Annotated in this window: 12 protein-coding genes; 9 read left to right on the top strand and 3 right to left on the bottom strand. The window is 70.2% G+C overall.

All coding sequences use genetic code 11. The features are described from left to right. The first annotated feature begins 572 nt into the window (after nt 1–572). A complete protein-coding gene (locus EJK15_RS21250) occupies nt 573–1,424 on the top strand; it encodes a CGNR zinc finger domain-containing protein (RefSeq protein WP_276615414.1) in 852 nt (283 codons plus the stop codon). Between the two features lie 36 nt (nt 1,425–1,460). On the opposite strand, the gene EJK15_RS21245 is transcribed toward EJK15_RS21250, so the two are convergent. After that, entirely contained in the window at nt 1,461–2,132 is a 672-nt protein-coding gene (locus tag EJK15_RS21245; protein ID WP_240777107.1) for a TetR/AcrR family transcriptional regulator C-terminal domain-containing protein, read from the bottom strand. A 436-nt stretch (nt 2,133–2,568) separates the two neighbouring features. Here EJK15_RS21245 and EJK15_RS21240 point away from each other — a divergent pair, with 436 nt between their 5' ends. Together EJK15_RS21240 and EJK15_RS21235 are read left to right on the top strand one after the other, a co-directional pair. Next, nucleotides 2,569–3,342 carry an SDR family oxidoreductase gene (locus EJK15_RS21240; protein ID WP_138712200.1) on the top strand — a complete coding sequence of 258 codons (774 nt, stop codon included), beginning with the start codon at nt 2,569–2,571 and terminating at the stop codon, nt 3,340–3,342. Continuing rightward, entirely contained in the window at nt 3,339–3,785 is a 447-nt protein-coding gene (locus EJK15_RS21235) for a hypothetical protein (protein ID WP_206061011.1), read from the top strand. The genes EJK15_RS21240 and EJK15_RS21235 overlap by 4 nt, the downstream gene beginning before the upstream one ends. A 114-nt stretch (nt 3,786–3,899) precedes the next feature. Here EJK15_RS21235 and EJK15_RS21230 read toward each other — a convergent pair whose 3' ends face one another. Beyond that, entirely contained in the window at nt 3,900–4,514 is a 615-nt protein-coding gene (locus EJK15_RS21230) for a TetR/AcrR family transcriptional regulator (protein WP_138712199.1), read from the bottom strand. Between the two features lie 209 nt (nt 4,515–4,723). Here EJK15_RS21230 and EJK15_RS72880 point away from each other — a divergent pair, with 209 nt between their 5' ends. Both EJK15_RS72880 and EJK15_RS72875 read left to right on the top strand, forming a co-directional pair. Beyond that, nucleotides 4,724–5,086: an alpha/beta hydrolase gene (locus EJK15_RS72880; protein WP_206061010.1), complete on the top strand. Its 363-nt coding sequence runs from the start codon at nt 4,724–4,726 to the stop codon at nt 5,084–5,086. After that, nucleotides 5,083–5,649 (top strand): alpha/beta fold hydrolase, encoded by a 567-nt coding sequence (locus EJK15_RS72875; RefSeq protein WP_206061009.1) that lies wholly within the window; start codon nt 5,083–5,085, stop codon nt 5,647–5,649. The genes EJK15_RS72880 and EJK15_RS72875 overlap by 4 nt, the downstream gene beginning before the upstream one ends. A gap of 328 nt (nt 5,650–5,977) precedes the next feature. Here EJK15_RS72875 and pdxR read toward each other — a convergent pair whose 3' ends face one another. Continuing rightward, nucleotides 5,978–7,414 carry a MocR-like pyridoxine biosynthesis transcription factor PdxR gene (gene pdxR / locus EJK15_RS21220; RefSeq protein WP_240777106.1) on the bottom strand — a complete coding sequence of 479 codons (1,437 nt, stop codon included), beginning with the start codon at nt 7,412–7,414 and terminating at the stop codon, nt 5,978–5,980. Nucleotides 7,415–7,461: 47 nt separating this feature from the next. Between pdxR and EJK15_RS21215 the strand changes: the two genes are divergently transcribed. The 4 genes from EJK15_RS21215 (at nt 7,462) to EJK15_RS21200 (ending at nt 11,963) form a co-directional block, all read left to right on the top strand. Then, on the top strand, nt 7,462–7,914 hold the full coding sequence (locus tag EJK15_RS21215) for a carboxymuconolactone decarboxylase family protein (RefSeq protein ID WP_171074441.1): 453 nt from the start codon (nt 7,462–7,464) through the stop codon (nt 7,912–7,914). A gap of 182 nt (nt 7,915–8,096) precedes the next feature. Continuing rightward, nucleotides 8,097–9,146 (top strand): MFS transporter, encoded by a 1,050-nt coding sequence (locus EJK15_RS21210; RefSeq protein WP_171074440.1) that lies wholly within the window; start codon nt 8,097–8,099, stop codon nt 9,144–9,146. A 377-nt stretch (nt 9,147–9,523) separates the two neighbouring features. Beyond that, entirely contained in the window at nt 9,524–10,555 is a 1,032-nt protein-coding gene (locus tag EJK15_RS21205; protein WP_240777105.1) for an Acg family FMN-binding oxidoreductase, read from the top strand. Beyond that, complete coding sequence (locus EJK15_RS21200; protein ID WP_240777104.1) at nt 10,548–11,963, top strand: nitronate monooxygenase; 1,416 nt, start codon at nt 10,548–10,550, stop codon at nt 11,961–11,963. Before EJK15_RS21205 ends, EJK15_RS21200 begins: the two co-directional genes overlap by 8 nt. The last annotated feature ends 50 nt before the right edge of the window (nt 11,964–12,013 follow it).

Genomic DNA, 12,013 nt, shown 5'->3' with positions numbered 1-12,013 from the left:
AGCCGGTCCATGGTCACCACGGCAACGGCCAGAACGAAGGCGTACGCCATGATCAGCGCGCCAACGTCACGCATGAGGTGCTCGTTGTAGGGCGGGATGAGCGACACCCACGGATGGTTCGTGGTGGGGACGCTGTCGTAGAAGAACTTCGGCGCCAAGTTGCACCGCCGACCAGGAGGAGTTCGACCGCCGAGCACGCTGACGTGACCCGCTGTGACCTATATAGATCAAGCCGCCATGCCCATTCCCTTGTGCCCAGGCGCGAGGGACACGGGCCCCGGCGGATCGGCGACCGGGCATGCGGCCGAGCGATGGACCACATGGACGGCGTCGTCTCTACGCGCACCCGCAAAGCCAACACCGGTATGCGCCGCGACCTGCCCGCTTCCGGGCCCAGAAACTCGACGAGCCGCCGTCGCCTTTCTCCGCGCCTGAGCGACTACGGAGACGCCCACGGAGCGTTCGAACACCGCCACTACCCGCCCACCGTGCGGCAGGTCATCGCCATCGAACCCAGCCTCAGCTGCGCCTGTCGGCTGAAGGCGCCGCGGCTCACGCCACCGTCCCTATAAATGTCCGCGCGGGCCACGCCGAGCACCTGCCGCTGCCCGACAACTCGGTCGGATGCCGTCGTGGCCTCCCAGGTGCTGTGTTCGGTCCGCGATGTCCCCCGTGCCATGGCCGAAGCGGCCCGCGTGCTGCATCCCGACGGTCACATGTACTTCTACGAGCACATCCGCTCACAGATTTCGCGCGGATACAGCGGGCCCTGGACCTGTTCTGGCGTTGCAGGGGGCGGGCTACCACCTCGCACGCGACACCGAGCGGGCCATTGCCGCCGCGGGATTCATCATCGATCGGGCGCGCTCGACCTGCTGAACACGCACTGGATCGAGGACGGGCGGTTGCAGGACCTTCTTGAGACCATTCCAGGGGTCGCCCTTTGGCTGGCCTCCACCAAACTTGACCCGCAGGTGGCCCCGAAGACCGCCGACGAGGCACTACGCCAGACGCTGGACCATGCCCGAAGCGTCGTGCAGGATCTCGCCGAACATTCCCAGGACCCGCGGGCGCTGACCGCGTTCAACGCCCTGCTCGCACGCGGCCACCGCGAGAGGTACCTGGCGGCCACTGGTCCCGCCACACGAGTTGTCGTCCCGGAACCGGTCTGGACCGTCGCCTGGCTCGCCGCCGAGAACTACCTCGACCTTCTGGAGCACTCCGCCGACCGCATACGCCGCTGTGAGCACCCCCAGTGCGTGCTGTGGTACCTGGACACAAGCCGGTCACGTACCCGGCGCTGGTGCTCCATGAAGGTGTGCGGCAACCGGACCAAGGCTGATCGGCACTACCGGCGGCGAACAGCGACAACAACTTCCACAGATCCCGATCAATGGCAGTCCAGCCGCGCGAGGCAAAGCTGATGTCTTCTCTTCTGCCAGTCGATCCAGGCCGTCCCGTTATGCGTCAGGGCGGAGATGCTCCTGATGGAGTTGGGCGGGTGACGCACCCGCCTCTTCAGTAGCGTTCTTGTCACGCCGTCGGGCGTGTCGGGCCGTGTCGAATCCGGACAACATGGCTTCGAGCGCGAAGTCGAAGCGGGAGACTGGCCCGGGGCGGTGCTCGGCGCGCGCGGCCTTGGCGAGCAGCGGGAACTCGATGGCGTCCACGTTGGACAGTGACCGCATCTGGTCGGTTGCGTCGCGCTGATCGCCCTCGGCGTCGGCCGCGAAGGTGGCGGCGTGCCCGACGACGAAACCCGAAACGGAGTACAACATGTCAAGCGCCCTGCTCAGGGGGAAGCCCGCCGCCTGCAACGATTGGAGTGCGTTCTCCAGGATGTGCAGGTTCTGCGAGGTCATGGCGGGGCGTGACACGACGAGCGGGATCACGTTCGGATGCGCGAGCAGAGCCGCCAGCAGAGAGCGGGCGTAGTCGCGAAGCCCGGCCTTCCATGAGGTGCCCCTGAACAGCGGTGGGGCGATCTGGGCGAAGAGCTGTTCAACCAGCCCGTCCAGCAGCGCGTCCTTGTTGGAGACATGGCTGTAAAGGGTCATGGCCTCCACCCCGAGTTCGGCGCCGAGCCTGCGCATCGACAGTGCCTTCAGGCCTTCGCGGTCGGCCAGCGCCATGGCCGCTTCAAGTACGGCCCGGCGGGTCAAACCTGCGCGCTGACCGCGGCTGCGATTGCCCGACATCGTGGTCATCCTCGCACTTGACGAATCTTACGTCGTAAGTTTAGCATGCACCCTGAAACTTACGTTGTAAATTTCACGGTGCATGACGCCGACGCCTCAGATGAAGGAAGAACATTGCCGACAACCGCAACGTCTCAGACCGGGCAGTCCGCCCCTGGACGTACTCCCGTCGTGTATGCCATGTCCGCCGGGCCGGCCTTGACCGCGATTGCCACGCTCGTCCCACTCATTGGCCTGGCCACCGTCGATGCCTGACCGGCCGTGTGCGCGATGCCTACCCCGACTGGTCTACCGAGCCGCATGGCCAGCCCGCTCAACCCACGATCACGACCGCCGATGTCAAGGAGAAGAACTTTGAAGGGAGAGGCTGATGCAGGAACGGACTCTGGTGACCGGCGCCACGGCGACGCTCGGCCGGGAGGTGGTGGCACGGCTGCTGGCCATCGGGCACGGCGTCCGCGTGATGAGCCGCCGCCCACGTCCCGCCGAGGACCCTCAGCACTACGAATGGGCGGTGGCGGATCTGACCACCGGGCGGGGAGTCGCCGACGCGATGGCCGGCGTACGGACGATCGTGCACTGCGCCTCCGGTCGCTCTGGCCGGCAGAAGGAGGCGTACATCACGCGTACGCTGCTCGAGGCGGCCCGGCAGGCGGGTTCGCCGCACCTGGTCTACATCTCGATCATCAACATCGACCAGGTGCCGCTGGCCTACTACCGCGGCAAGCTCGCCTCGGAGAAGCTCATCGAGGAGTCGGGCGTACCGTTCACGATCCTGCGCGCTGCCCAGTTCCACGACCTGGTTCGGTCCCTGTTCGCGGGCGCCGCGAAACTGCCCGTCATGCCGCTGCCGACCGGCCGCCTTCAGCCCGTTGACGTGCGCGAGGTGGCCGACCGGCTGGTCGAGCTGGCGCTCGGGGAACCGGGTGGCCGCGTACGCGACCTGGCCGGCCCTGAGATCCGCGACACCGGTGACCTGGCGCGCGCCTACCTGCGCATCACCGGCAAGCAACGCCCCGTCTGGACTCTCAAGCTACCTGGCAAGTTGTTTCGCGCGCTGCGCGAGGGCCACAACATCGCCCGAGACCCCGACCGCGGATCCGCCACATTCGAGTCCTGGCTGGCCGAGGGAGCCCACCGATGAACACCCGATCATGGCTGCGCGCGGGAGTGGTGTTTCTGGCCGTCACGCAGGGCGTGAGCGGCGCGGTGCAACTGTTCGCGCCGAAGTTCTTCTACGACAACGTCCCCACCACAAACCACCCGTGGGTGTCGCTCATCCCGCCCTACAGCGAGCACCTCATGCGCGACGTCGGCGCGCTGACCATGACGTACGCCTTCGTTCTGGCCGTTGCCGCGGTGACCATGGACCGGCTCATGGTACGCACGGCCCTGGTGGCCAACCTGATATTCGCGGTGCCACACTTCATCTTCCACGCCTTCCACCTCGAGGAATTCTCGGTGGGTGACGCGATCGGGCAGACCATCTCGCTCGGGGTGGGCGTGCTGTTGCCGGCCGCATGCCTGGCGCTGACCTGGCCGGGCTTGCCCGCGCGGCGCGGTCTCACCCGGCAAGCCGGCCGATGACCTACCGGAGTCGCTGACGATCGCGCTCGTCCAGCGGCGGGCCGGCGCGCGGTGGATACTCGGCCACCGCCGCCGGACCATCCGGCACCGTGGCCCGTCGCCCTCGGAGCCGGATCAGCCGTGCTGAGCGCCGGTCGTATCGGGGCGGGCGCCGAAGCCACGCACGATCGCGTCCGCGAGCCTCCGTGGTGCTTCGTCGTCAATCGGCTCGCGGGTAAGCAGTGCGCGCAAGTGCAGCGGAGCGATCAGCATCTCCAGCACCAGCCGCGCATCGGTGGTGTCGGGCAGTTCCCCGCGGGCGATCGCTCGGGTGACGATGTCGCCCGCCAACGTGAAGCGCCCCCGCGCGAATTGCTCTCGGACGCGGTCAACCGCCGGGTCGTCGCCGGCTGCGGCCAGCACCCGCAGTAGCGCGCTGCCCAAGGGGCTGGTCACGTACGCGCTGATCTCGGTGGCGAAGGCGACCAGGTCGCCGTGCAACGACCCGGTGTCCGGGATCGGGAGCAGTTGTTCACTGTGGCTGAGCAGTGCCTCGATCATGAGGTTCTCGCGCGTGCCGAAACGCCGGTAGACCGACGCCTCGTTGACGCCGGCTCGGGTCGCGACCTCGCGTACGGTCAGGCCCGACGCGCCGTGCTGGTGAAGAACCTCGATCGTGGCGTCGAACAAGGCTCGGCGCACCCGCGCGGAGCGGCCGCCGGGGCGGCGACGAACGCTGGTCTCGCTCACCAGGAACACACTAACGCAAGTCTGCTTGCCTTTACAGTCAACGCCGCTAGAGCTTTAACGCAAGAGTTCACGCATTAAGGAGGCCCGGCGATGTCCTACCAGTGGCCACTCGACCCTCGGGAACTGTTCGCCGAGCGCTACCCGCAGATGGTCAACACCGGCCTTCCCGCTGAGGCCGTCGACCAAGTACGCGCCGCCATCACGCGGATGTGGCCCTCCAGCCCGGGTGGGTGCACGAATGGTCGACGCTGGCCGCCCAGTACGCCGACGATGGCCGCCACGACCTCGCGGCCCTGGCGTACGGCTGGGCGAAGTTCCCAACGCTGGCCGACGACGCCAAGCGCGCCGCCCTGCAACGTCAACTGGCGCAGTACGAACTGGCCTCGGCGCGCTTTCCGGTGTCCTTCGAGCGGCGTGTGCTCGAGGTGCCGTACCAGGGCACAACCACCCAGGTGGCGGTCCACCTCCTCGCCGCGCCCGGTCTGCCCGCCGACTCTCCCGTGGTCATGGTCAGCGGCGGCGTCGGCAGCTGGAAGATGGACCTGCACCGGCTGTTCGCCGGGGGGCGTTGACGGTCGGCGCCCGGGTGCTCGCGTTCGACATCCCCGGCACCGGTGAGATGCAGGTGCCGATGGGCCCGGCAAGCGTCGAGGTCATCGATGGCCTGATCGACGCCGCGCGCACGCTCGGCAACGGCACTGTCGTGCACCTGGGCATCTCGATGGGCGGCTACTTCTCCGCGCGCAGCGGGCTGGCCGGCCAGGTTGATGGTGCGGTCGTGCTCGGCGGGCCGGTCGAGGCCGCCTTCGCTCACGACCGCCAGTGGCGCTTCGGGATGGCCGACATCGTCGGCAACGCCGCAGGCTTCGACCACCGGCCCAGCACGCGCGAACTCGCCGAGCGGCTGGCCTCGATGTCGCTGCGGCCCCTGCTCGACCGGGACGTCAACGCGCCGATGCTGGTGATCAATGGTGCCGACGACGTACATGTCCCCCAGCTCGACACCCTCGTCTTCCAAGCCCGCCGCGCCACCCAGGTCGAACTCGTGCCGGACACTGGCCATTGCGCGGTGTCCAAGCTCGACCAGGTGATGACGACGATCATCGGGTGGATCAACCAGCGGCTCGCCGACTGACCGCGCCGGCCGGGATGCCCCGGTTGGCATCCCCAGCGCGCGGCGCTGCGCCAGGCCGGCACGGTGGCCGCGCTGGCCACCCGGGGCCCTGGGGCGTCGTTCCTGGCGGCTGCGATCAGCTCGGGGTCGAGGCCGCAGGTCTCCGAGCAGATGGTCGGCTGTCCGGTCTCGATCTGCGGGAAGTACCGGGTGCACTTCTCCGCAATTTGAGCGGGCAAGGGCATGGTCTGTGGTCTGCGTGCTCCGACTGGCATCCTCACGGACCGGCCGCTGACCACCGGGGCCCCAACCCGGCGGTCTACGTTGTCGGCAGAGGGACAGTGGACTCCTACCGGCCCTCTACGGTCTGCGGCTGGGCGGGCAGGGCCAGGCACAGCGCGTCCAGAGCGGTTGTGAACAAGTGCTCGGGCGGGGTGCCGTACCCGATGACGAGGCCGTCACGTGGGGGCATGGCGCCAGCGGGGTGGCGGTAGGCCCCGAGGCCGTCGAGGGCCAGGCCCAGGCGGCGGGCGGCGCGAAGAGCGGCTTCCTCGGTCCCCGGCGGAAGGTCGAGCACGGCGTGCAAGCCGGCGGCGATGCCGCTGACGCGGATGTGCGGGGCCTGCCGGGCAAGCGTGGCGGTGAGCTGGTCCCGGCGCCGCCGGTAGATCTTGCGCATGCGCCGCAGGTGGCGCTCGTGCGAGCCGCTGGACAGGAAGTCGGCGAGGGTGAGCTGGTCCACCACGCCCGACCACGTCTCCCGCGGTCCCTTCGCCTCGACCACACGCTCCACGAGCCGCCCGGGCAGCACCATCCAGCCCAGCCGCAGCGCGGGCGACAGGCTCTTGCTCGCCGAGCTGAGGTAGACGACGTGGTCGGGGTCGAGGCCCTGCACGGCGCCGACCGGGTCGCGGTCGTAGCGGAACTCGCCGTCGTAGTCGTCCTCCAGCACTATGGCGCCCATCGCGCGTGCCCAGTCGACGACCGCCGCCCGCCGCTCGGGGCGCAGCGGCCCGCCGGTCGGGTACTGGTGCGCGGGTGTCAGCAGCACCGCGCAAGCATCGGTGGCGGAGAGTTCGTCGACGCGGGCCCCGTCCGCATCCACCGTCAGAGGGACGGTCGCCGGTCCCGCCTCGGAGAGGATCGAGCGGTGGAAGTCCAGGCCGTACGACTCCACCGCGATCGCGCCCTCCAGCACCTGACGCAGCAGCCGCAGGGCGGAGGCGAAACCGGCGCAGACGACGATTCGGCCCGGCTCCGCACGTACGCCGCGCGCCCGCGCCAGATAGTCCGCCAGGGCCTGGCGGAGTTCGATGCGGCCGCGCGGGTCACCCACGCCGAAGGCCTCGGTGGGCGCGGCGGCCAGCGCCCTGCGCGCCGAGGTCAACCACACACCGCGGGGGAAGGCGGCCGCGTCCGGTGAGCTGGGCGCGAGGTCGTACAGGACACGGCGGGGCGTTCGGCGAACCGGGCCATGGGCGGGGCCGGTCTCCAGCGGAGCCGCACGCCGGGCGACGCTGGTGCCCGAGCCCTGGCGGGCCGTCAGCCAGCCCTCCTCGGCGAGCTCGGCGTACGCCTGGGCGACGGTGTTGCGGGCGATCCCCAGGTCGAGCGCGAGGGCGCGATAGGGCGGCAGCCGGGTCCCGGGAGCCAGCCGCCCGGACTGGATCACCTCGCGCAGTGCTCCCATCAGCCGCGCTCGTACGCTGCCCGTGCCGCCGAGGTCCAGGTAGAGGTCGCTGCCGCCCGCCCTCCGGGACCCGGAATTGGCCCATGATTCCGCCACGGAAATGAACCATATCCTAGGTTCTTTGTGCTCCTAGCGTGGTCACCATGACAACCGTTCAGATCCCCGAGCGCATGAACTTCGCCGCCATGGCTCCGCGCGTCTTCAAAGCCGTCCTTGCCCTGGACGCCGCCGCCCGCGAGGGCCTCGACCCGGCGCTCCTGGAGCTGGTGCAGATACGCGCCTCACAGATCAACACATGCGCCTACTGCCTCGACTACCACACCCGCGACGCCCGCAAGGGCGGCGAGAGCGAGGAACGCCTCTACCAGCTCAGCGCCTGGCACGAGTCCAGCCTGTACACCGCCAAGGAGCGGGCCGCCCTCGCCCTGACCGAGGCCATCACCCTGCTGCCCGACGGCGTCACCGACGAGATCTACGACCAGGCCCGCGAGCACTTCGACGACAAGGAGCTGGCCCAGCTCATCGCGCTGATCTTCACGGTCAACGTCTGGAACCGCATGAACGTGACCACGCGCAAGACGCCCGGCACCACCTAGTTCCGGAGCACCCCCACGTCACGGGCGGTGGCCACGTGGCCGCCGCCCATCCCATGTCCACGACCAAAGCAAGACCTTCAAGGAAGGCGCTGTGACACTCGCCGACTCCCCGCCGTACACCGCTCGCCGTCCCCTCAGGGGATGGCTCGCCGTATGCGCCGTGGCCCTGGGCATCTTCCTTGATGACCTCCGAACTGCTGCCCGTGGGCCTGCTTAACCAGATCGGCTCGGCTCTGGAGATCTCCGAGGGCACGGCCGGCCTGATGGTCACCGTGCCCGGGCTGGTCGCCGCCGTCTCCGCGCCCCTGGTGACCGTGGCCACCGGGCGGCTCGACCGCCGCCTGGTGCTGGCCGTCCTGGTCGGCCTGGTGGGTGCGGCCAATCTGGCCTCGGCGTTCGCGGCCGGGTTCGCCGTCGTCCTCCTCGCCCGGATCCTGATAGGGGTCAGCGTCGGCGGGTTCTGGTCCCTTGCCGGCGGCATCGCGCTCCGGCTGGTGCCCGAGCGGCACGTGGCCCGCGCCACCGCCGTCATCTTCGGCGGCGTCGAGGCTGCGTCCGTCCTCGGCGTGCCCCTGGGCACGCTCATCGGCGATCTGCTCGGCTGGCGCGTCGCGTTCGCCGCCGTCGGCCTGCTCGGCGTGGCCTCGCTGGTCGGCATGGCGGCGCTGATGCCGAAGGTGGAGCCGCAGCAGACGATCATCTTCGCCGCGCTGCCGAAGGTCCTCCGCTCCCACGCCGGGGTGCGGGTGGGCATCGCGATGACGTTCCTGGTCATCACCGGGCACTTCACCGCCTATACCTTCGTCAGGCCTATCCTGCAGGGAGACGGCGTCGACGACGGCATGATCAGCACGCTCCTGCTGGTCTTCGGTGTCGCCGGTCTGTGCGGGAACTTCATCGCCGGCGCCTTGATCACCGGACGGCTGCGCCGGGCCGTCGTCGCCATCGCGCTCGTACTGGCCACCGCCATGGCGCTGCTCGCGTCGTATGGTGACGGCGTCGTCCCGGCCGCGGCGCCCCTTGTCCTGTGGGGTCTGGGTTACGGTGCAGTGCCCGTCACCTTCCAGAGCTGGATCCTCGACGCCGCCCCGGACGCCGCCGAGGCCGCCTCCTCGCTGTACGTCTCGATGTTCAACCTGTCCATCGCCCTCGGCGCCCTCGTCGGCGGTCTCGCCGTCGACAGCCTGTCCACCGGCAGCACGCTGGCAACGGCGCCGGACTCGTCCTGCTGACGCTGCCCGTGATCGGCTTCTCGCGCGGTGGAAGGAGCACGGACGCCGCGACGAGCCGCTGACCGAGCCGCCGACGGTGTCGCAACCGGTGTCCTTGGGGCGTGGGTTCGGCGACAATCCCGATGTCCGAGTGTGACGCTGGCACGCGGCGTTGGCCTGGGGCAAACTGGAGCGCCGCAGCGGCCTAGATTGCCGATGCGAGGGCAGCGCCCGTCAACCGATGGCTTGCCAGACGCCCCAAAGGGAGCATGCGGGGTTGTGGCCGGGAAACGGTCCATCGGAGGCGATCCAAGGGACTTTAGTCCCTGCCGCGACCACAGCGAGGCACGGGATCTTAATCTCATGTCCGCTGTTACTTCTGTGTCGGGGATGTCCCGGTGACCGATATCGATGCGATCCCGGCTCCCCCCGACGCCGGATCGCGCGCCGCCCAAGAGCTTCCGTTCGCGACGCCCGGCGGCGTGAGCAGGATGGTGAACGCCGCCGTCGCGGCGCCGTCGGTGCACAACACCCAGCCGTGGCGTTTCCGCCGTGTCGATGACGCGACGATGGAGTTGTACGCCGACCTGGACCGGCTGCTGGCCGTCACCGATCCGATGGGGCGCGGGCTCGGCATCAGTTGCGGGGCCGCGCTGTTTAACCTGCGGCTGGCGATCCGGATGACCGGGCACGAGGCCCGGGTTAAGGCGCTGCCGGACCCGGCTCGCCGCCCCGACCTGCTGGCCACCGTGCACGCCGCCCCGGGTGACCCGCCCGATCAGGATGAGCGGCTGCTGTATGACATGATCCCGCACCGGCGCACCAACCGCTTCCCGTTCGACGGCCGCCGGCTGCCCAGGGATGTCTTCGTCGACCTGGTGCACGCCGCGTACGCGGAGGGCGCCACGCTGGTCCTGGTGAAGGGGCGGACGGCACGGCGGGTGCTCGACATGGTCGGCGCGGCAGAGGGCACGCTAGCCGCCGAGAATTCTTACCGGGCCGAGCTGGCCTGCTGGACGGATCCGGGTCGGCGCTTCGACGGTGTGCCCGGGCATGCCGTCGGCCCTCGCCCGCGGAACGGCGAGTTGCCGATGCGGGACTTCGGCCTGGGCGGCGCGCGGCCGAGTGCCGACTTCGAGGTGGATCCGCAGATCGGGGCCTTGTTCACCAGGGGTGACGGGCCGCTGGACTGGTTGCGTGCCGGGCAGGCGTTGCAGCGGGTGCTGCTTGCCGCGACCGCGCACGGTGTGGCGGCGTCGATGTTCAGCCAGCCGCTCGACCTGCGCCCGGCGCAGCACCGCGGCGACCAGGCCGGGCCGTTGGGTCACGTGCAGATGCTGGCCAGATTCGGGTATGGCTCACCGGCGCGGCGCGTGCCACGCCGTTCCGTGTTCGAGGTGCTCGACCCGGTGGAGGTCCCGCGTGGATGAGCCGCCGCGGCCCGTGCTGATCCAGGGCGGGATGGGTGTGGGAGTGTCGGGGTGGCGGCTGGCCAGGGCGGTCGCCGAGACCGGGCAACTGGGCGTGGTGTCGGGCACGGCGCTGGACGTCACCCTGGCCAGGCGGCTGCAGCGCGGCGACCCCGGCGGCCACCTGCGCCGCGCGCTGGCCTGTTTCCCAGTGCCCGAGGTCGCCGAGCGCGTGCTCGGCCGCTATTTCGTGCCCGGCGGGAGCGGGCGGGACGTCCCGTACCGGCCCGTTCCCCGACTGGGGTTGCGGCACAGCCGCGCCCGAGACGAGCTGGCCGTGGTCGCCAACTTTGCCGAGGTTTTCCTCGCCAAGGAGGACCACGACGGCCCCGTCGGGGTGAACTACCTGGAGAAGATCCAGCTCGCCACGCCGGCCGCCGCGTACGGCGCGGTGCTGGCCGGGGCCGACTACGTGCTGATGGGCGCTGGCATCCCGGCGGAGATCCCGCGGCTGCTGGATGACCTGGCCGAGCACCGGCCCGGGCATGTCTCGGTCGCCGTGGCGGGCGCGGACGGGCACTCGATCGGGATCGACCCCGTCGAGTTGCTCGGCTCTCGGCTGACACCGCTGGCCCGGCCCAGATTGCTGGCGATCGTGTCGGCGCACGTGCTGGCCGCGTACCTGGCTCGCTCGCCGCTGACCAGGCCGGACGGGTTCGTGATCGAGACGCCGGTCGCGGGTGGGCACAGCGCGCCGCCCCGGGGCCGGATGACGCTCGATGCGGCGGGTGAGCCGGTGTACGGGCCGCGCGACGAGGTCGACCTGGCCAAGGTGGCCGCGCTCGGGTTGCCGTTTTGGCTGGCGGGCGGGTACGGCACGCCCGGCGGGCTGGAACGGGCCTGGGCCGCGGGTGCGGAAGGGATCCAGGTGGGGTCGGCGTTCGCGCTGTGCCGGGAGTCCGGGCTGGACCCGGCCCTGCGCGGGCGGCTGCGCGAGCAGGCCGCAGACCGCAGCCTCCGGGTGCGTAACGACCCGCGTACCTCGCCTACCGGGTTCCCGTTCAAGGTCGCCGCCATCGCAGGGACGCTGTCGGAGCAGAAGGTGTACGAGGCACGGCCGCGGCTGTGCGACCTGGGCTACCTGCGCACGCCGTACGCGAAGCCGGATGGCGCGATCGGCTACCGGTGCCCGGCCGAGCCGGTGGACGTCTACGTGCGCAAGGGCCGCCCGGCCGAGGAGGCCGAGGGGCGGCGCTGCCTGTGCAACGGCCTGATGGCCGCGATCGGCCTCGGCCAGCAGCGTGCCGACGGGTACGTCGAGCCGCCGCTGCTCACGCTCGGCCAGGATGTCGCCTTTCTCGACGGCCTGCCCGACGACCACTCGGCCGCCGACGTGGTGGCCCACATCTTGCTGGGAGCCCACGTATGACGGAACAGCCTCAGATTCCCCCGGAGGAGGGCCGGAGGGGGCGATCCGGT

The sequence above is a fragment of the Nonomuraea basaltis genome, assembly GCF_005893125.1.
In the GTDB taxonomy this organism is placed as follows: Bacteria; Actinomycetota; Actinomycetes; order Streptosporangiales; family Streptosporangiaceae; genus Nonomuraea; species Nonomuraea basaltis.
This window is presented reverse-complemented; position numbering and strand designations above follow the sequence as displayed.

Coding starts and splice junctions, on each gene's coding strand:
- EJK15_RS21240 (WP_138712200.1), top strand. CDS start 2,569: ATGCAGGAACGGACTCTGGTGACCGGCGCCACGGCGACGCTCGGCCGG.
- EJK15_RS21250 (WP_276615414.1), top strand. CDS start 573: ATGTCCGCGCGGGCCACGCCGAGCACCTGCCGCTGCCCGACAACTCGG.
- EJK15_RS21235 (WP_206061011.1), top strand. CDS start 3,339: ATGAACACCCGATCATGGCTGCGCGCGGGAGTGGTGTTTCTGGCCGTC.
- EJK15_RS21215 (WP_171074441.1), top strand. CDS start 7,462: ATGACAACCGTTCAGATCCCCGAGCGCATGAACTTCGCCGCCATGGCT.
- EJK15_RS21245 (WP_240777107.1), bottom strand. CDS start 2,132: ATGGCGCTGGCCGACCGCGAAGGCCTGAAGGCACTGTCGATGCGCAGG.
- EJK15_RS21210 (WP_171074440.1), top strand. CDS start 8,097: ATGACCTCCGAACTGCTGCCCGTGGGCCTGCTTAACCAGATCGGCTCG.